This window comes from Algibacter mikhailovii, from assembly GCF_014651495.1.
GTDB lineage: Bacteria > Bacteroidota > Bacteroidia > Flavobacteriales > Flavobacteriaceae > Algibacter_E > Algibacter_E mikhailovii.
This window is the reverse complement of record NZ_BMWZ01000005.1, coordinates 58,581-84,917: the sequence shown is the minus strand read 5'-3', so window position 1 is coordinate 84,917 and position 26,337 is coordinate 58,581. Positions and strand designations below refer to the sequence as shown.

16 protein-coding genes are annotated in these 26,337 nt (G+C 34.9%); 4 read left to right on the top strand and 12 right to left on the bottom strand.

Annotated elements, in window-relative coordinates; genetic code table 11:
- Window positions 1-188: 188 nt before the first annotated feature.
- Together IE051_RS11430 and IE051_RS11425 are read right to left on the bottom strand one after the other, a co-directional pair.
- Window positions 189-1,439 (bottom strand): glycoside hydrolase family 117 protein, encoded by a 1,251-nt coding sequence (locus IE051_RS11430; protein WP_189361310.1) that lies wholly within the window; start codon window positions 1,437-1,439, stop codon window positions 189-191.
- 37 nt (window positions 1,440-1,476) lie between these two features.
- The gene (locus tag IE051_RS11425; RefSeq protein WP_189360931.1) at window positions 1,477-4,326 is read right to left on the bottom strand and encodes a glycoside hydrolase family 2 protein; all 2,850 of its coding nucleotides are present in this window, start codon (window positions 4,324-4,326) and stop codon (window positions 1,477-1,479) included.
- A gap of 169 nt (window positions 4,327-4,495) precedes the next feature.
- Here IE051_RS11425 and IE051_RS11420 point away from each other — a divergent pair, with 169 nt between their 5' ends.
- On the top strand, window positions 4,496-5,647 hold the full coding sequence (locus tag IE051_RS11420; protein WP_189360930.1) for a helix-turn-helix domain-containing protein: 1,152 nt from the start codon (window positions 4,496-4,498) through the stop codon (window positions 5,645-5,647).
- Window positions 5,648-5,681: 34 nt separating this feature from the next.
- Here the strand turns inward: IE051_RS11420 and nadB are convergent, their stop codons facing one another.
- From nadB to IE051_RS11405, 3 genes are all read right to left on the bottom strand, one after another.
- Window positions 5,682-7,235: an L-aspartate oxidase gene (gene nadB / locus IE051_RS11415; protein ID WP_189360929.1), complete on the bottom strand. Its 1,554-nt coding sequence runs from the start codon at window positions 7,233-7,235 to the stop codon at window positions 5,682-5,684.
- Between the two features lie 4 nt (window positions 7,236-7,239).
- Window positions 7,240-8,166, bottom strand: coding sequence for a quinolinate synthase NadA (nadA, locus tag IE051_RS11410; RefSeq protein ID WP_189360928.1), 927 nt, complete (start codon window positions 8,164-8,166; stop codon window positions 7,240-7,242).
- A gap of 221 nt (window positions 8,167-8,387) precedes the next feature.
- Window positions 8,388-10,193, bottom strand: a complete 1,806-nt coding sequence (locus tag IE051_RS11405) for a hypothetical protein (protein WP_189360927.1) — start codon at window positions 10,191-10,193, stop codon at window positions 8,388-8,390.
- 302 nt (window positions 10,194-10,495) lie between these two features.
- Between IE051_RS11405 and IE051_RS11400 the strand changes: the two genes are divergently transcribed.
- The gene (locus IE051_RS11400; protein ID WP_189360926.1) at window positions 10,496-13,087 is read left to right on the top strand and encodes a phosphoenolpyruvate carboxylase; all 2,592 of its coding nucleotides are present in this window, start codon (window positions 10,496-10,498) and stop codon (window positions 13,085-13,087) included.
- A 252-nt stretch (window positions 13,088-13,339) separates the two neighbouring features.
- Here IE051_RS11400 and IE051_RS11395 read toward each other — a convergent pair whose 3' ends face one another.
- From IE051_RS11395 to IE051_RS11380, 4 genes are all read right to left on the bottom strand, one after another.
- On the bottom strand, window positions 13,340-14,578 hold the full coding sequence (locus IE051_RS11395) for an ammonium transporter (RefSeq protein ID WP_189360925.1): 1,239 nt from the start codon (window positions 14,576-14,578) through the stop codon (window positions 13,340-13,342).
- Window positions 14,579-14,598: 20 nt separating this feature from the next.
- Entirely contained in the window at window positions 14,599-14,937 is a 339-nt protein-coding gene (locus IE051_RS11390; RefSeq protein ID WP_189360924.1) for a P-II family nitrogen regulator, read from the bottom strand.
- Window positions 14,938-15,151: 214 nt separating this feature from the next.
- Window positions 15,152-16,435 (bottom strand): ammonium transporter, encoded by a 1,284-nt coding sequence (locus tag IE051_RS11385; RefSeq protein ID WP_189360923.1) that lies wholly within the window; start codon window positions 16,433-16,435, stop codon window positions 15,152-15,154.
- A 106-nt stretch (window positions 16,436-16,541) separates the two neighbouring features.
- On the bottom strand, window positions 16,542-17,546 hold the full coding sequence (locus tag IE051_RS11380) for an outer membrane beta-barrel protein (protein WP_189360922.1): 1,005 nt from the start codon (window positions 17,544-17,546) through the stop codon (window positions 16,542-16,544).
- Window positions 17,547-18,040: 494 nt separating this feature from the next.
- Between IE051_RS11380 and gltB the strand changes: the two genes are divergently transcribed.
- On the top strand, window positions 18,041-22,555 hold the full coding sequence (gene gltB, locus IE051_RS11375; RefSeq protein WP_229796793.1) for a glutamate synthase large subunit: 4,515 nt from the start codon (window positions 18,041-18,043) through the stop codon (window positions 22,553-22,555).
- Window positions 22,556-22,559: 4 nt separating this feature from the next.
- The gene (locus IE051_RS11370) at window positions 22,560-24,023 is read left to right on the top strand and encodes a glutamate synthase subunit beta (RefSeq protein ID WP_189360921.1); all 1,464 of its coding nucleotides are present in this window, start codon (window positions 22,560-22,562) and stop codon (window positions 24,021-24,023) included.
- A gap of 59 nt (window positions 24,024-24,082) precedes the next feature.
- Here the strand turns inward: IE051_RS11370 and nadD are convergent, their stop codons facing one another.
- Genes nadD through IE051_RS11355 form a run of 3 tightly spaced genes read right to left on the bottom strand, consistent with a single transcriptional unit; the run spans window position 24,083 to window position 26,130 of the window.
- Window positions 24,083-24,661 carry a nicotinate (nicotinamide) nucleotide adenylyltransferase gene (gene nadD / locus IE051_RS11365; protein ID WP_189360920.1) on the bottom strand — a complete coding sequence of 193 codons (579 nt, stop codon included), beginning with the start codon at window positions 24,659-24,661 and terminating at the stop codon, window positions 24,083-24,085.
- Between the two features lie 9 nt (window positions 24,662-24,670).
- A complete protein-coding gene (gmk, locus tag IE051_RS11360; RefSeq protein ID WP_229796792.1) occupies window positions 24,671-25,258 on the bottom strand; it encodes a guanylate kinase in 588 nt (195 codons plus the stop codon).
- A gap of 14 nt (window positions 25,259-25,272) precedes the next feature.
- Window positions 25,273-26,130: a YicC/YloC family endoribonuclease gene (locus tag IE051_RS11355; protein ID WP_189360919.1), complete on the bottom strand. Its 858-nt coding sequence runs from the start codon at window positions 26,128-26,130 to the stop codon at window positions 25,273-25,275.
- Between the last annotated feature and the right edge of the window lie 207 nt (window positions 26,131-26,337).

The window sequence follows — 26,337 nt, the reverse complement described above, 5'->3', positions numbered from 1 at the left end:
AATTCAGAGCCTTATTACATTCGTTTACAGCTCTCAATATAATAAGAATCCTTCAGACACAGCTTTAAAAACCCATAACAGCAAATTCAAATTTTTACGGATACTACTGCAAAGTCTATGCTTCTGCAAAGCAAAATAATTAGCATTAAAGTTTGCTTCATTTTCCTTCATTCCATTTTTACGGACCCTTAATTCTCTTTTAAAATTCTATCTTTTTGTTTTTTTGATAAGCCAAATTTATAATGGTCTTCTGGACTAAATTTCACATAATGCTCCTTCATTTGTTCATCATGTAAATCACGACTTAAATCACAATCAAATCGTGTCAAAATAGTATGATTATGTTTCCAATCGCCTCCCGCATTTATAAAATGAGAAAGCCCCCAAGTAATTCCTTTTCCGTCTTTTGTATTATTAAACGCATCTGGAATGTATGGCCCGCCAGCAACAGGCATCATTTCAACCATTGAGGCAATTTCAAAGTTTACCCAATCTTTAGCATATTGAATTGTATTACGCTCCATTCCATCTTTAATAATTAATGCAGCCACACCTTCTTTAAAGGGGAACAACGTTGTTTCGTGACCGGAATTCAACAATGGGTTTAGCTCATGCTTAATAAAAGGACCTAATGGGTTATCTGCTATTGCCAAACCATGCATACGTACTTTTGAAGGATTTAATTCCAGTCTCTTATCTAAACCAGATTTATAATACAGGTATATCTTTCCATCGTGAACTAAAGGATAAGGGTCATGAATTGCATATTGGTCCCAGGAGCCTTCCGGGCCATTTGGTATAACTACCTTATGAGTTGGAATCCATGGCCCATCAGGTGAATAGGCATAGGAGACTGCCACGGGGCAATAATCACCATGTAAACCACTGGCCTCCATAAATGCTTGATAGTACAAATAATACTTCCCTTCCCATTTTAATATATCTGTGGTGGTCACTGAACGCCATCCTACAGCTGGCTTAGGCGGCCTAGCCACTGCAACACCTTGTTCTTCCCATGTAAAGCCATCCGCGGAAGTGGCGTACCATATTTCAGATAAATCCCAATCGGCAGAAGGAATCGTATCATTGGCTTCCTTAGCCCTCGCCATGCCTAAGGATTTAACAGGTGTATTACGATAGGTATACCATACGTAGTGTTTACCGTTTTCAAAAATAACTTTAGATGGATCACGACGCGTTAATGTTCCGTCTCCACCGTTATATTCAAATCCTTTAAGCTTTGTATATTTGAATTGGGAATACAATTCATTTTGCTCAGGGCGCAAGGCTGAATATGCTTCATAGCCTCTTTCTAGTGCAGCACTTAATGGGCGATTAGGTTTTTCCTTAGGAAGAAAAAACGGAAAATCCTTTTGAGTAACATCAACTGCAATCGACTTTTTATCGGATTCACAAGAAACTAAAATAGTTCCAATCATTAGAAACAACACGCAATTCTTAAAAGACATCATTATTTTAAAATTCAAATGTTAGGTTAATTTTAATTGGGTTATCATCGTTACCAAAGTAATTTTCAGAATTCCCTTGTGGTCCCATTTTATCACTTTCTTGGAATTTGGTTCCGATTGCTGGAATGTTTTTCACAAATGATATATCCCCAATAGGAAATTTTGGCGAAACCCTAGCTTTAGGATCTGTTTTAGGCGTAGGATTCTGAGGTGTTAACATACGTAAAAATGTATTTGATGAATTACAATACACCGTAAAGCCATTATTGTTTTTCCCTTTTACCTTTGCCCAGTACAAACTTGAAAAGAACCCTTTAAATTCAGGATAAACAAAACCAGATTCACCCGTAACCGTATTATTATAATCGTTTTCCCATACTTTAAGCTGAGTACCCTTCATTCTATTTCTCCATACACGGTAAGGTCCATCTCCTAGCCATTTCATTCCACTAACTTCCGATTCTGGAAAGGAAAAAGTAATTCCTTTATAACCATTCACAATTTTCTTTCCTTTTATTTCTACTTCTAAATTCAGTAAGCCGTTGGGGTAAATAGTCCATTTAATTTTATCTGAACTATATTCTTTATGTACAGCCCAATTAGGTGATTTATCGGTACTTTCAAAAACGGTAATAATCTCTACTTTATCATCCAACGTTCTAACATTAACCGATTCTATTTTATCCTTATGATTAAAAATTATAGGTCCGTGATTAAATGGAATGATATTACCATCCTTTTTAACTGCAATTAATAAACTTGTTTTTTCTGAAAACGAATAATTAATCCCGCCTGATTCAACCACGATTACACCATCCTTTATTTGAGTTTTAATGGCTCCATTATCAGAGCAATCCATAAGGGCATCATTAACCTGTTTAGGTGTTTTAACTGGGTAACTCCAAGTGAAAATTTCTTTTCCGTCCCTATCCATAGCCGTTAGATATAAGGCATCTGCCGATTGCCAACCTGAAGGCATATCAACCATAAATACACCTTTAGCACTTGGTATTAAATCTGGTAAATTTATATTGCTTTCAGAAAACACATTTAAAGAATCATCCCCATTAGGACTATCGAATGTTACCCATTTAGCAATCATTTTACATTCATTCAAATTGGTAAAATGATACCTGTTTTCAACTCTAAAAACCCCATTAAAACTTGGCTTAATATAACGTTCTTCTATATATATGGGCGACCAAACTTCTTTAATTGTCATGTAGCTTGCCTCTTTTTCGCCATAAGGCCCAACTATACCATCTGCTGCATGATTACCATCGGTATCTAAAGTTCCATTTTTATCGGTTCTAACAACAGCCTCATCAGCAAAATCCCATAAAAAGCCTCCTGCCGAAAGCGGCATATTCCACATTTGTTTCCAATAGTCATCTAGTCCAGCACCGTGACCACCGTCATACAAACCATGTAAAAATTCAGTAGGAAAATAAATTTTATCCTTGGCATAGCTATCATAAGCGAAAATATGATAGCTAGGATAATGCATTGTATTCGTTTTATTAAAAATATTCCACGGATGAAGTACTTCCCTTTTTTGAATATCCCAAATGGCATAATCATCATCCAATTCTGTGTTCCAGCCGGTTTCATTCCCATTATCCCAAAACAATATAGAAGGGTGATTAACATCTCGTATTACTGTTTCTTTGACAATTTTCTCTCCAACTTCGGTATCTAAATGAGGAGAATGCCAAGTACAAACCTCGTCTAATACAAACAAACCTAAAGAATCACATGCCTCTAAAAAATGAACATCGGGCGGATAATGGGACATACGAACCGCATTCATATTCATATCTTTCATCATTTTAACATGCTGCATGCTCAAGGCTTTAGAGGTAGTACGCCCAGAGGACGGATAAAAAGAATGTCTATTTACTCCTTTAAATTTTATACGCTTACCATTTACATATACACCATCTCCTTCCACAACTTCAATAGTCCTAAAACCAATTCTCACCTTTTTACTATGTAGTATTTCATTCTTTTTATTTAGGAGTTCTATATTTAAAACATACAGATTTGGTTTTTCGGCATTCCATGTTTTTATATTGTTTGCCTGTCCTGAAACACGCCATTTACCATTTGCCTTTACAATAGTATCAATCTTTATTTCCTGAATTTTATTCCCTTGTTCACCTGACAAAAACATATTTATGCCTGCCGCTTTCCTTGATGTCGAAAATATATCTGCTTTTATTGCTCCATTTGCTTTGGCATCTACAGCAACTCTTTCTATAAAGTCCTTGGGAGATACTTGCAAGTAAACTGGACGAAATATGCCACCAAATATCCAGAAATCCGCATTTCGCTCTGCAAAATTAATGGATTCATTTGCTGAGACTTTATTCACTTTAACCTCTAAAACATTTTCTTGTCCATATTTTAAAAGTTTCGAAATAGCATACTTAAATTCGTAAAAGGAGCCTTGATGAATTTCTCCAGCAAGCTTTCCGTTGACTTTCACTTCTGCATCAGTCATCACCCCCTCAAAAACAATGTTAATATTTTTTGAACTCCAATCATCAGGAACAGAAAAAGCATGTTTATACAGTCCGTACTCATCATGTATTTTCTTTCCACTCCGCTTATCATGCCCATAGTTGTAATTTCCAAAACCTTGCAATTCCCAACAAGAAGGCACTCCTATTTTTGTCCACTTCTTACTATTCATTCCATAAGAACAATAGAAATCCCATGCAACCATATTATCTTTTCCAGTTCCAGAAAGATATTGTATTTCTGTTTGGTTGTTCATATTTACAGCAGATTGCGCTTCAGCAAATTGTTGCATTAATACAACAAGAGTAATTATGATAAAAGTCTGTTTTTTCATTGTCTATATTTTGATTAGCGCATAAATAGTTTATTCCTTGCCAACCAAATCTAATGAGAAGTATTTGTTTTTATAACTTTAACGTATCTTTAACGGTACTTATAACGGTTAATGCTTGAGTCTTTTAGACTTATAACACCAAATTAATCGGAGAAAGCTAAAACACAAAATGCAACTAAACGGCCAACAAAGACAAAAGATTGTTTCCAAAATAAAATCCAGTAATACTTTTAAAAATGCTCCTACAAGTATTGCATTATTACAATATTTATTCGATGCAACCACCAAAGGCGTGCCATTAAAGGAGAGTGTTGTTGATATTGAATTTTTTGGTAATAAAAACGTTTCTGAAAAGAGCAATCCCAGAGTAAGGGTAAACGTATACAACCTTAGAAAAAAAATAAAAACTTATTACGAAAATGAAGGTCTAAATGATAATTGGGAACTTATCATTGACAAAGGCCAATATAAAGTTCGTTTTTTAAAACAGGAACCTGATGGTATATTGAGCAAAGGCATACATTGGACTAGAGTTATTCCTTATATGAGCTTATGCATTGCAATATTGATAATTTTCTACCTCAAATCACCGCCCAAACACCCCCAAATATGGCAAAGCTTTCTTACCCATAAATCTCCTACTCATCTTTTTATAGGTGATCATTTTGGAGCAACTGGAAAAACAATCACCAATGGCATGGGCTGGACTAGAGATTTCAATATAAATAGTATTAATGAGTTTTACGATTTATTAGATAAAAACCCTGAATTAAAAGATATTATTAAACCCGCCAAATATAGTTACACAACAACGATGGCTGCTCTTGTAACACAGCAATTTCAAAAGTTATATCAAAAACACGACAGGACATTTGATATTCGCTTTTCAACTCAAACTTCTATTTCTGAAATAAAGGAAGGAAATGCCATTTACGCCGGCCCCTCTAAAAACAAAACTCATTTTATCCATTTTTTTAATGAAGCAAACCCATATTTTAAAATCAAAGAGAATACCTTGATATTTAGTCATCATCCAAATTTACCCGATGACATCTTCAATATCAATAGCCCCAACGACAACGAAGAATATGCGATTGTTTCAAAATACCCTAACACTAATAATACGGAACACCTTGTTTTTTTCTCTCAGCATGACATAGGGGTAAGTGCCACTGCAGAGTATTTCACAAACGTTGATAGTATATCTCACTTTTCACAGAAATATTTGAAAACGCATGAGCACTTCACGGCCGTTTTTATAGTGAAAGGCCAAAACAGGACAAATACAAGTATAGAGCTTATAAGCGCCGTTGCATTTTAGAAAAATCGTAGACTTAATAAAGGAAAAGTTCTAATTATTTTAAATTATCAATATTGTAATAGCCCCCTTTGTTTTCTGTTCTATCCAAGGACTGCCTGATAATTAAATGCGCCACATTGATCATATTACGCAATTCACAAAGTGAGGTGGTTATTTTAGATTCTTTATATAAATCTTCAACTTCCTCATAAATCAAATCCAAACGTTTTATCGCTCTTTTTAAACGCTTATTGCTTCGTACAATACCCACGTAATCACGCATTATGGCTTGAAGTTGTTTTAAATTATGCTGAATCAAAATATGTTCTTCAGGTATAGTGGTTCCTTCGTCATTCCAATCAGGAATATCTAATTCAAAAGCCACGTGATCCTTTTTGACAAGATGCTTATAGATGTTATGCGCATATACCAAGGCTTCTAACAATGAATTTGAAGCTAAACGATTAGCCCCATGCAATCCTGTTCTAGAACATTCACCGCAGGCATATAAATTATCAATGGTTGTTTTTCCTTTCTTATTTACTTTAATCCCGCCGCACAAATAGTGAGATGCCGGAACTACCGGAATCCAGTCTGATTTAATATCAATATGATGCTCCAAACATTTTTTATAAATATTAGGAAAGTGATCTATAAAAGCATCCATATCTAAATGGGTACAATCTAAATAGACATGTGATTCCCCAGACTTCTTGAGTTCACTATCAATACTTTGAGAGACTATATCTCGCGATGCCAATTCTGCGCGTTCATCATAATCAGGCATAAATCGTTTGCCCTTTTTATTTCTGAGATATGCTCCAAAACCTCTAACCGCTTCTGAAATTAAAAACGATGATTCTCCTTTAGCCTCATAAAGCGCCGTTGGATGAAACTGAACAAACTCCATATCCTGAATACGGGCCTTGGCTCTATAAGCCATAGCAATACCGTCTCCAGTAGCTATTACTGGGTTTGTAGTATGCCCATATACACATCCTATACCACCTGAAGCCAACAACGTGCTATTCGCTTTTATAGTGAATATTGTTCCAGATTTTTGATCAAAAACATACGCCCCATAACACCTTAACTCTTCTGAATTTAAATAAGCTATATGGTGATTGGTAACTAAATCAATAGCAAAATGGTGAGGTAAAATAGAAATGTTTTCTAATTGGTGTGCTTTATTCAATAAAGCACGTTCTATTTCATAACCTGTGATATCCTTATGATGAATAATGCGATATTCAGAATGCCCTCCTTCTTTACCTAAATCAAACTTCCCAGCATCATTAACATCAAAATTTGCGCCCCAAAGTAATAATTCCTCCAAGCGATCAGGCCCTTCTTTAACCACCATGGCAACAACCTCTTCATTACAAAGCCCATCTCCAGCAATTAAAGTGTCTTTTATATGTTTTTTAAAGGAATCTTCTTCTTTGTTAGAAACAATAGCAACCCCGCCTTGGGCATATTTAGTATTAGATTCGTCTTCATTGGCTTTGGTAACAATAACGACGTTTCGCTTAGGAAACTTTTCTGCCATTTTTACCGCAAATGTTAAGCCAGCAACACCAGAACCAATTACTAAATAATCTGTTGTCATGGTATTATTTTGATAACTCCAACATACGCTCAATAGGCAATAATGCACGGTCAATTATAGCAGGATCTACTTCTATTTGAGGCGACTCATTTAACAAGCAATCGTATAATTTTTGCATGGTATTCATTTTCATGAAATGACATTCACTGCAAGCACAGGTATTATCTTCTTTTGCAGGTGCTGGCACCAACTCGGTATGTGGCATTTCCTGCTGCATTTTATGTAAAATCCCAGCTTCAGTAGCTACAATAAACTTCTGGTCTTGATGCTCTTTTACATAATTAATCATACCTGAAGTAGAACCTATATAGGTTGCAGTATCTAAGATATGAGTTTCAGATTCGGGGTGCGCAATAATCTTATAATCTGGATATTTTTTATGAAGTTCGATAAGCTTATCCATTGAAAACGCTTCATGAACAATACAACTACCATCCCATAGGAGCATATCTCTACCCGTTTCATTAATGATATAACGCCCTAAATTTTTATCCGGAGCAAATATAATAGGCGTCTCTTTTGGAATGGACTCCACAATTTTAAGCGCATTTGAAGAGGTACAAACAATGTCACTCAAAGCTTTTATTTCAGCAGAACAATTCACATAAGTAATAACCACATGATCTGGATGTGCCTTGGTGAATTTTTCAAACGCATCTGGAGGACAAGAATCAGCCAACGAGCAACCCGCATTAACGTCAGGTAATACTACGGTTTTTGAAGGACTTAAAATTTTAGCCGTTTCAGCCATAAAATGCACTCCTGCAAAAACAATAATATCGGCATCTGTTTCGGCTGCCTGTTGAGATAACCCTAGACTATCTCCAACATAATCAGCAATATCTTGAATTTCTGGTATCTGATAATAATGCGCTAAAATAACTGCATTTTTCTCCTTTTTTAGGCGATTGATTTCCTTAACTAAATCCATTTTAATCTATAAGAATAATTGTAAAATAATAAACAGCTAGTATTCACTATTAATAAAGTTACAAATATCTTAATTAAAACCGTTAGTAAAATGCGAATTCTCTAAAAAAAAGCATTGAATATAAAACCATTAGTTTTTTTATTAAATCATTAAACTATTGCTAAACAAAGGCTTTATTCATTAATAAAAAGAGAAACCAGATTTTACTAAAAATGCCTTTATTAAGCGACAACAGACATATTTTGAATATCTGCTTGTATTTGATTTAATGTTAATTCTGTCCTTTCCAGTTCATGTAATATGGTTGCCTTTACATCCTGAAAACTCCCTTTTACATTAACAAATAAACTCTGATAATAGCTTACTCCTGCCATCATATTCTTTGTAAATGTCTTAAGATACTTCTCTTCTTTCTTATTCATTGCATATTTAGTATCCTCTAGTTTATTCTTTAAATACTCAATATAAATTTGAAGTTCTTTGATAAAGAAATTAGGACGATCAATTCTAGACACCATATTCGTTCTTCCGTAGATATGATCTGTCATATTTTCAAGACTCATCACTTTAGAATAGTAAGCCATATTTGGACCAGGACATATGGAAACACCATCGCCTTCCACCTTGGTATCTAAATTGTATTTAATTAAAGCAGAAGTACCTAACCCAACACAAGTACAAGATTTTTCTATAATCTTATTATATTCTTTCTGATACAGGTCATTATCTAACCCCTGCTCATCAAGGGCCTTGATTTTTAAATATTGAAATTCTCTTGACGCCGTACAAATACCTGTTTCTTTAAACTCTTTATTCATAGCCACAAATTTCTTAGGGCATGAACTACCAGGTCTTCCTTTATTAATCAAAGTCTGCTTTTCAGCGTCTTTTGTATTACTTTTTAAATTATTAAACGGTATTCCTAAGGGAGAAATATCACTTAGATATAAATCTTCTTCTTTCGCTTTCGCTAATTTATTGAGCGTTTTGTCATCCACTGTTGTCGCCTCTGGAACCAATAAAAATGGACTCCCCCAGCCAACAGAATCTAAATTATAATGATCTAATAAAAAAGCATGTTCCTCTTCAGTGCCAACACCACCTTGGGCTGTAATTTCAAACGACAATGATTTAGGCACAACTCTATCTTGATTTTGAAGTTCCGGATTTAGCACCCCTTGAATGGCGTCTTGCAGCTCTTCACGCTTTTCCTTAAACTCTGCTAAAACTGGACCTAATAAATAACCATCGGTTGCAAAGGCATGTCCACCACAATTGAGTCCAGACTCAATACGATACTCAGACACCCACAGACCCTTTTTAGCTAAAAACTTTCCTTGAATAAGCGCCGATCTATAATCACTTACTTTTAAAATAATTCGTTTTTTAAGCTGACCATTTTCGTCAGGAAAAAAGTCATCAAATTGACCCATATAACTATATAATCTAGGGTTCATACCCGCCGAAAGCACCACCGAGGATTGCAATTTACTATTAGCAAAACCTCTTAAAGCCGCATGAGCATCATTATACTCAACAGATAATTTTTCGTCTTTTTTATAATTATCCTTGTCAACCTTAGTCATAATGTTTACATCAATAGCACCCATGACTAAGTTTTTGGAGGCCCAAGCTTTAATTTCAGAAAAATTAACGCCCTTTGAGGTTAAATTTTTAAACTCTGCTTTAAGCTTAGAATTATCGGGTAACATATTAATATATGCTAATAGTTCATCACCTTTTTTAGCGGTTACATTTTTTAAAGCGTCAAACTTTTTATCGGCTAAATCGCTAATTAAGTTTAAATATGACGTAATTCGTTTAGCTCTAAAATCATCTATCTTATCGGTAATTTCATGATAGGGAACCTCAAATTTCTCACTATACATCTTTCTTAATTTCTCCAGTAAAATATCATCAACAAGAGAAATAACAGAATCCATACCATATTGTGCCACTTTTAAAGGCGTATCAATGGTAAACCCTATTCCCATAACTGGGATATGAAACGAATGTGCTTTTTTCATATATAAATAATTTACACTATTAAATCAAAGCAAACACTTGGTTTTAGTGTTCGTCATTTTATTAATCGACAAAAATATGCATGAAAACACTTCTATAATATGACTTTTGTCATACAACCTTTTACAGAAATAGGCTCTCAGCATGCAAAACCAAAATGAAAAACACGAGGATAACCACCTATTTTTTTAATTATCATCAAATTAAATTCACTATCCATTATATATCTGTAAAACTTCTAAAAAGCTATGAGGTTATACCTTTCTTTAGTACTTTTATAGTCAATTTTCAATAGAAAGACACTATGCCAGTAGAGCCAAAATTAACTAGATTTAATCAAAGCGTTTTATCAAAATATCAGATATACAATAGTATATTCATGACATTACCATTTGATGCAGTTACAAAAACGGGAGTGTTGCTTCCTCTATTTCATGAAACCTGTAAAAAAGGATTTGCACAAGGGGATAACCCAACAACCATTGTAGATACTTTTTTCTCAAAATACCAAGCAAGAAGAAACAAAGAGAGTCAGATAAATTTACTTTTTAGATTCATTCAATATATAGAAAGGCAAGTCGTATTATTTGACGCCATTGAAGATGCTTCATTTTCAACAGTAAATAATATGGAAGGTGTTGGTACTCTAAGAAACTTAAAAGGCTCAGCAAATGCAGAAGGAAATCTTGATGAACTCAAAGAATTTCTTGAAGAATTTAAGGTACGTATTGTATTAACAGCACACCCTACTCAATTCTACCCAGGGTCTGTATTAGGCATAATAACAAACCTTACCGATGCTATTAAGAGAAACGATCTTTCAGATATAAATAATCTTTTTGGTCAATTAGGTAAAACACCGTTCTTTAAACATAAAAAACCTACACCTTATCAAGAAGCTAAAAGCTTAATTTGGTATTTGGAAAATGTGTTTTATGAAACCTTTGGTGATATTTACAATTACATACAAACCAATATTTATGATGACGGTAAAAAGCACAACGACATCATTAATGTAGGGTTTTGGCCAGGAGGTGACCGGGATGGAAATCCATTTGTAAAGCCTGAGACGACTTTAAAAGTAGCCAAAAAGCTGAAGAAAGCAATACTTAAAAAGTACTATCAAGATTTAAAGGACTTAAGAAAAAAACTAACCTTTAGAGGTGTTGAAGAGCGTATCATTCGTTTGGAGACTATCATGTATGACTACAGCATAAACCTCAAAACTAAAAAGGCTATTAGTGCTAAAGAATTGCGTGCAGAACTTTTAAGCATAAGAGATGTTATTGTTGAGCAACACCAATCGCTTTACGTTAACGAAATAAACAACTTAATTAATAGAGTACATCTGTTTGATTATAGATTTGCAACATTAGACATTAGACAGGACAGTAGAATTCACCATAATGTATTTACCACGGTTATTGATCACTTAATTGCCTCTGGAAATTCTTCATTCCCGGACAACTACCATGATCTATCAGAGGGTGAGCAAATTAAAATTCTTTCAAAGGCTGATGACTCAATTGCAGACTTAGAAATTTTTGAAGATGAAATGGTTCGCAATACCTTAAAAACTATTGCTATCATAAAAGACATACAAGAAAGCAATGGAGAGCGTGGTGCTAACCGATACATTATTAGTAACAACCAAACGGCACTTAATGTGATGCAATTATTTTCTATGTTGAAAATAGTCGCTTTCAAAGACGAATTAACTGTAGATGTTGCTCCGCTTTTCGAAACCATCCCCGATTTAGAAAATGCGCCTGGCGTAATGGAACAATTGTACCAAAACCCAGAATATATGGCTCATTTAAGAGCAAGAGGAAGCAAGCAACACATTATGCTTGGGTTCTCTGATGGTACCAAGGATGGTGGTTATTTAATGGCCAACTGGGGTATTTATAAAGCCAAAGAGTTACTTACTGAAATGTCTAGAAAATATGATATTACAGCTATTTTCTTTGATGGTCGTGGTGGACCACCAGCACGTGGTGGTGGAAAAACCCATAATTTCTATTCATCATTAGGGCCAACTATTGAGGACAAAGAAGTGCAAATAACCATACAAGGGCAGACCGTAAGTTCTAACTTTGGTACAAATGATTCCGCGCAATACAACTTAGAGCAATTAATTAGTTCTGGTATTAAAAACAGAATTGATGGTGAAAAAAACCTATTGTCTGATGAAGACAGATTGGTTATGAATACTCTAGCAGAGACCAGTTATCAGACCTATAAAGACTTTAAAGGCCATGAAATGTTTATTCCTTATTTGGAGCGCATGAGCACATTAAAGTATTATGCCAAAACTAACATTGGTAGTAGACCATCAAAAAGAGGAAAATCTGATAAATTAGTATTTTCAGATCTTAGAGCTATTCCTTTTGTAGGGTCTTGGAGTCAGTTAAAACAAAATGTACCAGGTTTCTACGGTGTTGGAACAGCGCTAAAACAATACGAAGACAAAGGTGAATGGAGCAAGGTGGAACAATTATATAACAACTCTAAATTCTTCAAAACGCTGTTAGAAAACAGTATGATGTCTTTAACCAAGTCGTTCTTTGATTTAACAAAATACATGTCTAAGGATGAAGAATTTGGTGGATTTTGGAACATTATTTTTGAAGAGTATAAAATCACGAAAAGGTTACTATTGAAGCTTACAGGCTATAGCGAATTAATGGAGAATGAACCTTCAGGTAAGGCGTCTATCCAAGTAAGAGAATCAATAGTACTGCCTTTATTAACTATTCAGCAATATGCGCTTAAAAAGGTTCAAGAACTAGAAAAAGCGGGGGTTGCTGCTGATGATCCTGAAAAATTAATTTTTGAAAAAATTGTAACACGCTCTTTATTCGGAAATATTAATGCTAGTAGAAACTCTGCATAAATTCAACGCATAGAAGGATTACAAATAAAAACGAAAAACCTCGCTTATTTAAAGCGAGGTTTTTTTATGTCAATTATTTATACTCCATTGAATAACCGAGTATTATGATACACAAAGCAACCCTTTTGACTGAGACAAGACTGAAACCTGAACAAGTAAAAACAATCCGAAAAACGTCGTTGTAGTATCAAAAAAAAGATGTCTTGCAAACGCAAGACATCTTTCGATTATATATAACTAAGAAACTAAAATTTAGTGCTCATTTAAACGAAAATCTGGATAAGCATCCATACCATGTTCGTGTGCATCTAAACCTTCTAATTCTTCTCTTTCTGAAACTCTAATTCCAACCGTCTTCTTCATTATAAAGAATATAATAAATGCCGAAGGAATACATATTGCAGCATAAGATAAAACACCTACTAATTGACTCACAAATTGATCTACACCTGCTAGTGCTCCAAAGATTCCAACTGCTAATGTACCCCAAATACCACAAATTAAGTGTACTGCGATAGCACCAACTGGATCATCTAATTTAATAGCATCTATAAATGCCACTGCAAATACAATAAGCGCACCTGCTATAGCCCCAATAGCGATTGCATTTTCAGGACTCATTTGGTCTGCTCCAGCAGTAATACCTACTAAACCACCTAAAATACCATTTAAAAACATAGTTAAGTCTAAGTTCTTATATTTTAAGAAAGACACCAAAGCACTAACTACTCCACCTGCAGCTGCAGCTAAACATGTAGTTACTAAGGTTAATGATGTTAACTCTGGATCAGCTGAAAGTACAGAACCTCCATTAAATCCAAACCATCCTAACCATAAAATTAATACGCCGGCAGTTGCAAGAGGAATACTATGTCCTGGGATTGCTTGAGGCTTACCATCTTTGAATTTACCAATTCGAGAACCTAATAAATATACGGCCACTAAAGCTGCCCATCCTCCAACAGAATGTACTAAAGTTGATCCTGCAAAATCATAAAATGGTGTTTCTCTCATATCTAAGAATCCACCACCCCATTTCCAAGATCCAGCAAGTGGATATACTATACCTACATATATGACAGTAAAAATCATAAAAGGCCCAATTTTCATACGTTCAGCAACAGCACCTGATACAATTGTAGCGGCTGTAGCAGCAAACATTCCTTGAAACAAGAAATCGGTCCACCAAGTATAACCTCCATCAGCATATTCTGGAGTCATTCCATTTTCTGGAGGTGCAATACCAAATCCAGCAAAATTAAAAAACCCTGAAGAGCCCTCTTCAAAACCTGGGTACATTAAGTTAAAACCTATTAAATAATAAAGCAATAGGCCTACGGTAATTATAAAGATATTTTTAAATAATATGTTAATTGTATTTTTTTGCCTAGTTAATCCTATTTCTAAAAATGCAAATCCTGTATGCATAAAGAAAACTAGTGCTGTACAGATCATCATCCATACATTATTCGCTGTAAATAATCCTTCCATTATAATTGTTTTAAATAATTTTATTTTAAAGTGTCTCCACCCTTTTCACCTGTTCTTATCCTGTAACACTCATTGACATCTGATACAAATATCTTTCCATCTCCTACCTCTCCTGTTCCAGCAGAATTAAGTATAGCCTGAATGGTTACTTCTTCAAAATCATCATTTACAACGATAGCTAAGTGTCTACGCTGAATATCACTTGTACTATATGAAACCCCTCTATAAACATGACCTTCCTTCTCATTTCCAAGACCGGTTACATCCCAATAAGAGAAAAAATTCACACCAACTTCGTGAAGCGCTTCTTTTACCACACGATATTTGGATTTTCTAATAATTGCTTCAATTTTTTTCATAATGTCTTCTAGTTATTTTGGTTAGATTCCAAAAGTAAAAAATAATTTAGATTCTACATTCTTTTAAGCGAACCATGAAATCACAATAAAAGGATGTCTAAAATAATAGACATCCTTTTAGTAACACTTAAACTAATTAAACTAAATTTTGAATTTCTTTCAATTTAAAATCTATATTTCTTCAATCATTAATTTATCGCTCAGTTGCGAAAAATTAATCTTCTATTTCTCTTTGTCTTTTTCCTGGGTAAGCTAAAGCACCGTGCTCTGAAAGATCCAATCCTTCTACTTCCTCATTTTCAGTAACTCTTAATCCTAATGTTTTCTTAAGAATAGACAAGAATATAAATGATGTTACTACGGCCCAAATGGCGTAAGCCAAAGTTCCAATTAATTGCGCTACAAACTGTGCAGATCCTCCACCGTTAAACAGTCCAATTCCAGTATCACCATCAACACCCCAAAGTCCAATAACAAGAGTACCCCAAGCACCGGCAACACCGTGTACTGAAAATGCACCAACGGCATCATCAATCTTAAGTTTTTGTTCTACAAATTCCATTGAGAATACCACAATGATACCTCCTATAAAACCAGCAATAATAGCACCGCCTTCTGTCATGTTACCACAACCAGCAGTAATACTTACTAAACCAGCTAAAGCACCATTTAAAGTCATATCTAAATTTGGCTTTTTGTATCTAAACCAAGATAAGAACAAAGCACCAACAGCACCAGCAGAAGCAGCAAGGTTAGTTACCAATACAACCATAGACGCACCAACAGCATCATCACCTCCCCAAGCTAATTGAGAACCACCATTAAACCCAAACCATCCAAACCAAAGGATAAACACACCTAAAGCAGCTAATAATTTGTTGTGACCTGGAATATTTACGGCTTTACCATTTAAATATTTTCCAATTCTTGGGCCTACAAGGAAAGCAGCAACTAAAGCAGCCCATCCACCAACGGCGTGTACTACAGAAGAACCTGCAAAATCAATAAATTCAGCTGGCATAACACCATCGGTATCATTCAACCATCCACCATTCCATTCCCAACCACCAGCGATTGGATAAATGATTGCTGTTAAAATAACTGAGAAAATAATATAGGTAGTATACTTTGTTCTACCAGCAATAGCACCAGATACAATAGTTGCAGCTGTTGCACAAAATACGGTTTGGAAGAATAAATCTGCAGGACCTTGGTTAAACATAAAACCACTCCATCCTATCCATCCACTAGCAGATTCTCCATACATCAATGAATAACCAACAAACCAGAATACTAATGATCCTACTGCAATATCCAAGACATTTTTCATTGCAATATTCACAACATTTTTTGAACGCGTCATACCAGACTCAACCAATGTGAATCCAGCTTGCATTAAGAATACTAAGATACCAGAAATAAGCATCCATAACATTCCCATATCGCCTTCAACAGCGGCAGTATCTTGCATTATAAGGGGCATATTTAATAATGACATAATAAATAATTTTTAGGGTTAGTTAATAATAAAAAAAAAGGCAAGTGCTCTAGTTTAGAGAACTTGCCTTTTATATTCTCTATATTTTTTTTAATACTTATCTTTCTTAGAAAGTATAAATTGCAGCTAAAGTGAAGGCAGCTAAGCTATCTGAAGGCGCACCATCACTATCAATAAAGTTTCCGTAAATTTCATCGCCAGAATCTAAACGAAGTTCAGGCTTGATAATTAAGTTATCTACAGTAAAGCTTCCTGTTAACGTTGTTGCAAAAACACTTTCGTCATTGTTTGCATCACCATGAAGTGCAAAATACTCACCTCTTAAACCTAAACCAAAAGAATCAGATAGTGACAATTGTGGATATAAAGCAGCACCGTAAAAACCAGAACCGTCATTATCATTATAAGCAGCATTAATTCCTAAGTAAAATGCATCACCAAAATCAAATCCACCAGTATAATCAATTTCAAATCCTAAACCACCATTATTACCACTGTCATAGTATAAGTTTAAAAACTGTCCTTTGTACCCTAATTGAGCACCAAGTGCATATTCTCCTGTCATAGAAACATCATTTGTATCCCATGGGTTAGTCAATGCTAACATTAAGCTAAAATCATCAGATAAAGCAAAATCTGCTTTTAAACCCATATGAGAAAATGGCCCACTTGAAAATAAATATGAACAGCTGTAGTTAAAGTTTCCTGCAGGCGCAATAACCTCATATCCTAAAAAGGTATTCCATCTACCAAAAGTTAAGGTTGTTTTATCAGAAACATTCCAGTAAACATAAGCTTGATTTACAATACCATCAACAATATCATTACTAAAAGTAGCACCGGCACCTCTTGGCCCAGTAACTAAATCAATAACTGCTCCTGCTTTCTCACCTTCATAACCAACTATAAGATTTGCCATACCTAAAGCAAAACCAGACTGACCTGCAAAAGCAGTTCCAAAGGTTGCACCTTGATTATCTGGAGCTGATAAGTACGTTTGATAATAAGCATCTACAGAACCTGTAATTGAAAGTTTTTTTTCTGTCGCTTCTTCTTGAGCAAATATCGCTGTTGCTACAAGAAGCATTGAAAGAGTAAATAATTTTTTCATAATTGTTTTCATTTTAAGTTTTTTAATTAGTAAGACCTAAATGTTTTGGTTGTTTTTCTAGGTCTTTTTTTCTTAGAACGAGTCAAAACTATGTCAAAAAGATTTAACCCCCATAAAAAATAGGGGTAATTGAGTTACTTTTATCAATATTCCATTTTTTACCCTATTTTTTTAAGGGTATTCACAATAATATTTGATTTATTGGTTTTTCAACAACTTTGGAATTTGAATTATTGTCAGTATTTTCCATGTTTTAATGACATTACTCTTAAGAATTAATAAGAAAACAAATGGAAATTCATATTTCTGCAATTACACCTATAATATATGGTTTGAATATTTATTAAAAAACTGGTGTAATATTGATATATAATTATTTTTATCTTGACTTCTCCTATAAAATCGAAATAATGAAATAGCGAATATGGAAAATCAAAAACTAGGGCGTATCTTAGCCCTTCAACTCAAGTTTTTAAAACCAATATTTGTTGATTATGCTGAAGAAACAAGGACTTTACTCACCGGAATTTGAACATGAAAATTGTGGCGCCGGTTTTATTTGTAATCTAAAAGGAGAGAAAACAAATCAAATTATACATGATGCCTTAGAAATTCTTGTAAAATTGGAGCACCGTGGTGGTGTAAGTGCCGATGGAAAAACAGGTGATGGTGCTGGTTTATTAATTGATATCCCTCATGACTATTTTAATCGTGTATGTGATTTCACTTTACCTGCCCAAAGAGAATATGCTGTAGGTATGGTTTTTTTACCTAAAGCGTCTAACCAATATGATTTTTGTAAAAAGACTTTTGAAAAGGAAATTGAAGAGCAAGGGCTTTCTATTTTAGGATGGAGAAAGGTGCCTGTTGATTCTTCTCAATTAGGACAAATAGCTTTGGCTTCTGAGCCTAATATAGAACAGCTTTTCATTGGGAAAAAAGAGGACATCAGTGAGGCTGATTTTAAAGCGAAACTGTATGCTGCAAGAAAAATAACTGAGCACGCTATTATAGAATCTAAAATCTCTGAAAGCGGTTATTTTTATGTGCCAAGTTTATCTAACACGACTATAATATATAAAGGTATAATAATGCCTGAAGATATTGGCCCTTATTATACCGATTTACAGCAAATTGATTTGGTTACACGTTTAGCCTTAGTACATCAGCGTTTTTCTACAAACACTATGCCTACTTGGGAATTAGCTCAGCCATTTCGCTTTATGTGTCAAAATGGTGAGATCAATACCTTAAGAGGTAATGTAAGCCGTATGCGCGTTCGTGAAGAAATCATGAAAAGTGACGTATTTGGTCCTCAAATAGACAAATTATTTCCAATTATTTTACCTGGAAAATCAGATTCTGCGTCTATGGATATGGTTGTGGAATTATTAACACATACAGGACGCTCATTACCGGAGATAATGATGATGATGATTCCTGAAGCATGGGAAAAACATGCAACCATGTCTGAAGAACGTAAAGCCTTTTACGAATATAACGGCTGCATTATGGAGCCTTGGGATGGTCCAGCTTCTGTACCATTTACAGATGGTGATTACATCGGTGCTTTACTAGACAGAAATGGATTAAGACCGTCTAGGTACACTGTTACAAAAAGCGGTAAACTAATCATGTCTTCTGAAATAGGTGTTGTTAATGTGAATCCTTCCGACGTTAAAGAGCATGGTCGATTAGAACCAGGAAAAATGTTCTTGGTAGACATGAATAAGGGACGTATTATTGAAGACGAAGAGATAAAGAGCAAAATTGTTTCTGAAAGACCTTACAAAGAATGGTTAGACAAAACCCGTCTTCATTTAAGAGATGTGCCATACACCAATGAAACATGTCCTATTGAAACAATAGACATTAAAACACGTCAGCGTTTATTTAACTATACTTTTGAAGATATTCAGGAAGTTATTACGCCAATGGCCATTGTTGGAAAAGAGGCCTTAGGTTCTATGGGTATTGATACCCCTTTGGCTGTATTATCTGACCGCCCACAATTAATATCTAATTACTTCAAACAATTATTTGCTCAGGTTACCAATCCACCATTGGATGGTATTCGTGAAGAAATTGTTACCGATATCAGTTTAAACCTTGGTAAAGACCGCAATATATTTAGTATTACGGACAGACAGTGTAGAAAACTAAGAATTCAAAACCCCGTTATTTCTAATGCCGATTTAGAGAAAATTAGAAGCATTCAAATTGAGAGCTTTAAAGCTGAGACCATTCAGATGCTTTATCCTAAATCAAAAGGTCTTAACGGTCTTGAAGATGCTTTAGAAGATTTGGTAATACAAGTTGAAAAAGCCTTAGAAAGAAAAACGAATATCATTATTCTTTCTGATAGAGGTGTAAACGAAGAAAATGCGCCAATTCCAGCTTTATTAGCATGTTCTTATGTAAATCATCAATTAAACCGTTTACGTAAACGCTCTTATTTTGATATCATAATAGAATCTGCAGAACCAAGAGAACCACATCATTTTGCAACGTTATTTGGTTATGGCGCAAGTGCAATTAACCCATATATGGTTAATGAAATCATCAGAATGCAAGTTAAAGAAGGCTTCATTACTGATATAGATGAACAAAAAGCAGTTGACAACTTTAACAAAGCCATTGGAAAAGGTATTTTAAAGGTGATGAATAAAATTGGAATCTCTACATTACATTCTTACAGAGGTTCTCAGATTTTTGAAATCGTTGGTTTCAATTCGCAATTTGTTGAAAAATACTTCCCGTATACAGCCTCAAGAATTGAAGGTATTGGATTGTATGAAATTGAAAAAGAAATTGATAAACGCTATAAACAAGCTTACCCTGACAATAAAGTTAACAGAAAACTTGGCTTAAATATAGGTGGTGATTATAGATGGAGACGTAATGGTGAAAGACACCTGTTTAATCCTACTACCGTTGCTAAACTACAACAAGCAGTTCGATTAAGTGATCAGAAAAGTTATGATGTTTACTCAAAAGCTATAAATGAGCAGTCAGAAAACTTAATGACTATTCGTGGTTTGTTTGAATTTGATAATTTAGACCCTATTCCATTAGATGAAGTAGAGCCATGGACTGAAATCGTAAAGAAATTTAAAACTGGAGCGATGTCTTATGGTTCCATTTCTCGTGAAGCGCATGAAAATTTAGCGATTGCCATGAACCGTATTGGCGGTAAGTCTAATTCTGGTGAAGGTGGAGAAGATAGAAAACGTTTCCAAAAAGATGTTAATGGTGATAGCAGAAACTCAGCTATTAAACAAGTTGCTTCTGGTCGTTTTGGTGTGACTTCACATTACTTAACCAATGCCAGAGAGATTCAAATAAAAATGGCTCAAGGTGCAAAGCCAGGTGAAGGTGGGCAGCTTCCAGGGGAAAAAGTTTTACCATGGATTGCATCAGCAAGAAACTCAACACCTTTTGTAGGGCTTATTTCGCCACCACCTCATCATGATATTTACTCTATTGAAGATTTAGCACAATTAATTTTCGATTTAAAAAATGCAAATCGTGAAGCTCGTGTTAACGTGAAACTAGTATCTGAAGTTGGTGTTGGTACTATTGCAGCTGGTGTTGCAAAAGCCAAAGCTGATGTGGTATTAATTTCTGGTTATGATGGTGGTACAGGGGCATCCCCGCTTACATCACTTAAACATGCTGGATTACCATGGGAACTTGGTTTATCAGAAGCACAACAAACATTAGTGCTTAACAACCTTAGAAGCCGAATCGTTGTTGAATGTGATGGCCAATTAAAAACGGGTAGAGATGTTGCTATTGCAGCCTTATTAGGTGCTGAAGAGTTTGGTTTTGCAACAGCTCCTTTAGTAGCTTCCGGATGTATCATGATGCGTAAATGTCACTTAAACACTTGTCCTGTTGGAATAGCCACTCAAGATAAAGAGTTACGTAAAAACTTTAAAGGTACTCCTGAACATGTCATTAACTTTTTCTACTACATTGCAGAAGAATTAAGAGGCATAATGGCTCAATTAGGATTCAGGACTTTAGCTGAAATGGTTGGTCAAACGCACAAAATAAATGCGAATAAAGCAATTAAACACTATAAGGCGAAAGGTTTAGATTTATCTAGCATTTTACACAGACCTTCAGCCTACAGAGATCTTACCGTAAGAAATACAGAAACACAAGATCATAATTTAGAAAGCGTTTTAGACTTTGACATACTTAAAGACTCACATAGAGCTTTATACAGAAAAGAAAAAACAAACCTATCTTACCCAATTAAGAATATTAATCGTACGGTAGGCGCTATTGTAAGTAATGAGATTTCAAAAATTTATGGCCATTTAGGATTACCTGAAGACACCTTAAATATCAACTTTACAGGATCTGCGGGTCAAAGTTTCGGTGCTTTTGGTGCACACGGCTTAACCTTCACCGTTGATGGTAATACAAACGATTATTTAGGTAAAGGGCTTTCAGGAGCGAAACTAATTGTTAAAAAACCAGAAACAGCAGATTTCATTGCCGAAAACAATATTATCATAGGTAACGTTTGTTTATTTGGTGCTGTTGAAGGTCAGGCTTATATTAATGGTATCGCAGGCGAACGGTTTGCTGTTAGAAACTCTGGAGCTACGGCAGTAGTTGAAGGTGTTGGTGATCACTGTTGTGAATATATGACTGGTGGTAAAGTCATTGTATTAGGAAATACAGGAAGAAATTTCGCTGCAGGTATGAGCGGCGGGATTGCTTATGTTTATGATCCGGACAACAAATTTGTAAATGGTTTATGTAATACAGAAACTATAGAATTTGAAGATTTTACTACTGAAGATGCTTCAGATTTAAAAGGACTAATTGAAAAGCATGTGCTTTATACAAATAGTAATAGAGGAAAAGAATTATTGGCAGACTGGGATACTAGCTTAGGAAACTTTGTGAAAGTAATGCCAATAGAGTACAAAAAAGCGCTTGCCCGTTTAGCAACTGGCGAAGTAATGGTAGAAGAATTAACAACAGCATAGTGTCATGGGTAAAGTAACCGGATTTAAAGAATTTGAAAGACAAGATGAAAAGTACACTTCTGTAGAAGACCGTGTGCAAAATTATAATGAATTTACAGTTCCATTAAGTGATTCTGAGATTACCAAACAAGGATCTCGTTGCATGGATTGCGGAATACCATTTTGCCATAGTGGGTGTCCACTAGGTAATTTAATTCCTGATTTTAATCATATGGTACACCAAGGAGAATGGCAAAAAGCCTCTTGGTTATTACATTCTACAAATAATTTCCCTGAATTTACAGGAAGATTATGTCCAGCACCTTGTGAAAAGTCATGTGTATTAGGTATTATTGAAGACCCTGTATCTATTGAAAATATAGAAAAGAATATTGTAGAACGTGCTTTTAAAGAAGGCTGGATTAAACCTCAACCTCCAGAAACTAGAACAGGAAAAACGATTGCTGTAGTTGGTTCTGGCCCTGCAGGTCTGGCGGCTGCTCAGCAATTAAACAGAGCGGGACATACGGTAACTGTTTTTGAACGTGATGATGAAATTGGAGGACTACTGCGTTATGGTATTCCTAACTTCAAAATGGAGAAAGGCATTATAGACCGTCGTGTAGCTATTTTAGAAGCGGAAGGCATTACGTTTAAAACCAATGTAAATGTTGGTGTTAATTATGATGTTGAAGATTTAAAAGCATTTGATTCTGTAGTGCTTTGTGGTGGTGCAACTGAAAGACGCAGCTTACCAACCCCAGGTATAGATGCTGATGGTGTAGTACAAGCTATGGATTTCTTAACGCAACAAACAAAAGTATTGTTTGGCAAAAAGGTAGAAAACCAAGTTATGGCCACCGATAAAAATGTAATTGTTATAGGTGGTGGTGATACCGGTTCCGATTGTATTGGTACTTCTAACCGTCATGGGGCTAAATCTGTAGTGAATTTTGAGATCATGCCAAAACCACCAGGACACCGTTCGCCAACAACACCTTGGCCATTTTGGCCATTACAGTTAAAAACATCGTCTTCTCATGAAGAAGGGGTTGAACGTAACTGGTTGATTAACACAAAAGAATTTGTTAAAGATAAAAACGGCAAATTAATCGCTTTAAAAACGGTTAACGTCGAGTGGAAAATGGTTCCAGGACAGCGTCCTCAACTTATAGAAATTGCAGGAACGGAAAAAACTTGGCCTTGTGATTTAGCATTACTAGCCCTCGGGTTTGCAGGACCTGAAAGCACTTTAGCTGATAAATTAGGACTTAAAACCGATGCCCGTTCAAATTACAAAGCGGAATATGGTAAGTACCAAACTAATGTCCCTAATATATTTACCGCTGGGGATATGCGTAGAGGACAATCGTTAATTGTTTGGGCTATTTCTGAAGGAAGAGAAGCCGCAAGACAAGTAGATTTATATTTAATGGGTAAGTCTAATTTACCATCAAAGGATGTTACAGGCGATTTAGTGGCCATGTAATGTATAAAAAAATGCGAACCAAAAGGTTCGCATTTTTTATTTATAAGTATTTTTATATCCTATTTATAAAAATTCATCTCATCTAAATACTCCCAAACATGCTCCGGAAACATTGGCTTTACATTTTTACCCGCTGCAATAGCCTTTCTTATAAAAGTAGATGAAATTTGCATGACAGGAGCATCGATACAATGGACTTTTTTGTGATTAAGAAATGGTGTTTCAACCTTGTCTTGGGAAACTCTAGGATACACATAAATATGATGCCGCTCTAGAATGACCTCATGGTTTTTCCATTTATGAAATCCCTTTAAATTGTCCTCACCCATAATTAGTGAGAAGGTATGTGTAGGGTACTTCTCTTCTAAATGAATCAAGGTATTCACCGTATAATTAGGCTGCGGTAAATTAAACTCAATATTACTAGGCTCTAAATGCGGGTAATCCTTAGTTGCACGATATACCATTTCATAGCGCTGATGATTGTCTAAAAGTGTCGATTTCTTTTTAAATGGATTATGTGGGGTTACCACAAACCAAACTTGATCTAAATCACTAAATTCAGCAATGTGGTTTGCAATTATTAAATGCCCAACATGAATGGGATTAAAAGAACCAAAATACAATCCTATTTTCATGATGAGAACTTAAGACTTAATAAAGGTACTTATTTTTTCATGAGCCTCCTCTAAGGCGTGTTCTAAAGTATCGTTTACTACAATAGTATCAAATAATGGAGCCGTAGCTAATTCTGCTGATGCCTTGGCAACTCGCATATTTATTTTATCCTCAGACTCCGTTTTACGCTTTTTTAGTCGTATTTTTAATTCATCAACACTTGGAGGCTTTACAAATACTGCCAAAGTTTCATCAGGATATTTTCTTTTAATTCTAAGACCCCCAGAAACATCAATATCAAAAATAACATTCTTGCCTTTTGCCCATATACGTTCAACTTCTGTTTTTAAAGTACCATAGAAATTATCACGGTACACTTCTTCCCACTCTAAGAATTCATCATTTTTAATTTTCGACTTAAATTCTTCAGCAGATAGGAAATAATAATCTTTACCATGTTCTTCTGTACCACGTTTAGCACGAGATGTAGCTGATATAGAAAACTCTAAGTTTAAATCCTGTATGCCTAATAAATGCCTAACAATAGTGGTCTTCCCAGAACCTGATGGCGCCGAAAAAACGATAAGCTTACCTTTTATTGCAGTTTCTTTTTTCACAAATCACTTATTTATTAAAGTACATTTAATAATTGCTCCTTAATCTTTTCTAACTCATCTTTCATTTGAACCACTAACTGCTGCATGGGTGCATAATTACTTTTAGAACCAATGGTATTAATTTCTCTTCCCATTTCCTGACTTATAAAACCTAATTTCTTCCCATTTGATTCGTTAGATTTCATAGATTCTGCAAAGTAGTTCAGGTGATTTTTTAACCGTACTTTTTCTTCTGTTATGTCAAACTTTTCAATATAATATACCAATTCCTGCTCAAACCTATTTTCATCGTACTTCTCTTTTAATTCTGTCACCCCTTTTAATAAGCGCTCTCTAACGCCTTCAACACGTTCAGGATCCATGGCTATAACTTGATCCAATATATCCTCAATGCTTCGAATTCGTGCATTAAAATCCTGTTCAAGCACTTTCCCTTCATTTAGTCTATAATCCACTAAATCATCTATCGCTTTTCGAATTTCAGCCTCAATAGTATGCCACTCATTTTCATCAATCTCTTCTCTAATTGTATTTAAGGCATCGGGAAATCGAACTGCCATTTTAAGCAATTCGGTAGTATCACCATCAACAACTTCCTTTAATTGGGCTATATATTGTTTGACCACCGGTGTATTTATCTGAGACGATGTGTCTTCGGCAGTGGCCTCAACATAAATTGAAAAATCCACTTTACCACGCACTAATTTATCAGCAAGCACTTTTCGTATGGCAAGCTCCTTTTCTCTGTAAATAGAGGGCATTCTTGCGTTTAAATCTAAATTTTTACTGTTTAAAGATTTAAGCTCTATTGTTACTTTTTTTGTGGGCAGTTGCAATACAGATTTTCCATAACCTGTCATTGAATATATCATAGATACAATAATTTAAGTTCTGCAAAGGTAACAAAACCATAAGTATGCGAAACACTTTAGCCACAAGTTAAAACTACTTTAAAAGCAAAACCTATTTATTAGATCATTAATACATCATTCTAAGCAATTAATTCTGATAATTAGGTATTCAAAACACCAAGAATATTGCTCTAGAAAATGCGTTTAAATTCATCTCTAATACATATT

What these genes read in the sequence shown, in the direction of transcription:
- IE051_RS11430 (WP_189361310.1), bottom strand. Translation starts at nt 1,439, where the DNA reads ATGATTGGAACTATTTTAGTTTCTTGTGAATCCGATAAAAAGTCGATT.
- IE051_RS11425 (WP_189360931.1), bottom strand. Translation starts at nt 4,326, where the DNA reads ATGAAAAAACAGACTTTTATCATAATTACTCTTGTTGTATTAATGCAA.
- IE051_RS11420 (WP_189360930.1), top strand. Translation starts at nt 4,496, where the DNA reads ATGCAACTAAACGGCCAACAAAGACAAAAGATTGTTTCCAAAATAAAA.
- nadB (WP_189360929.1), bottom strand. Translation starts at nt 7,235, where the DNA reads ATGACAACAGATTATTTAGTAATTGGTTCTGGTGTTGCTGGCTTAACA.
- nadA (WP_189360928.1), bottom strand. Translation starts at nt 8,166, where the DNA reads ATGGATTTAGTTAAGGAAATCAATCGCCTAAAAAAGGAGAAAAATGCA.
- IE051_RS11405 (WP_189360927.1), bottom strand. Translation starts at nt 10,193, where the DNA reads ATGAAAAAAGCACATTCGTTTCATATCCCAGTTATGGGAATAGGGTTT.
- IE051_RS11400 (WP_189360926.1), top strand. Translation starts at nt 10,496, where the DNA reads ATGCCAGTAGAGCCAAAATTAACTAGATTTAATCAAAGCGTTTTATCA.
- IE051_RS11395 (WP_189360925.1), bottom strand. Translation starts at nt 14,578, where the DNA reads ATGGAAGGATTATTTACAGCGAATAATGTATGGATGATGATCTGTACA.
- IE051_RS11390 (WP_189360924.1), bottom strand. Translation starts at nt 14,937, where the DNA reads ATGAAAAAAATTGAAGCAATTATTAGAAAATCCAAATATCGTGTGGTA.
- IE051_RS11385 (WP_189360923.1), bottom strand. Translation starts at nt 16,435, where the DNA reads ATGTCATTATTAAATATGCCCCTTATAATGCAAGATACTGCCGCTGTT.
- IE051_RS11380 (WP_189360922.1), bottom strand. Translation starts at nt 17,546, where the DNA reads ATGAAAAAATTATTTACTCTTTCAATGCTTCTTGTAGCAACAGCGATA.
- gltB (WP_229796793.1), top strand. Translation starts at nt 18,041, where the DNA reads ATGCTGAAGAAACAAGGACTTTACTCACCGGAATTTGAACATGAAAAT.
- IE051_RS11370 (WP_189360921.1), top strand. Translation starts at nt 22,560, where the DNA reads ATGGGTAAAGTAACCGGATTTAAAGAATTTGAAAGACAAGATGAAAAG.
- nadD (WP_189360920.1), bottom strand. Translation starts at nt 24,661, where the DNA reads ATGAAAATAGGATTGTATTTTGGTTCTTTTAATCCCATTCATGTTGGG.
- IE051_RS11355 (WP_189360919.1), bottom strand. Translation starts at nt 26,130, where the DNA reads ATGATATATTCAATGACAGGTTATGGAAAATCTGTATTGCAACTGCCC.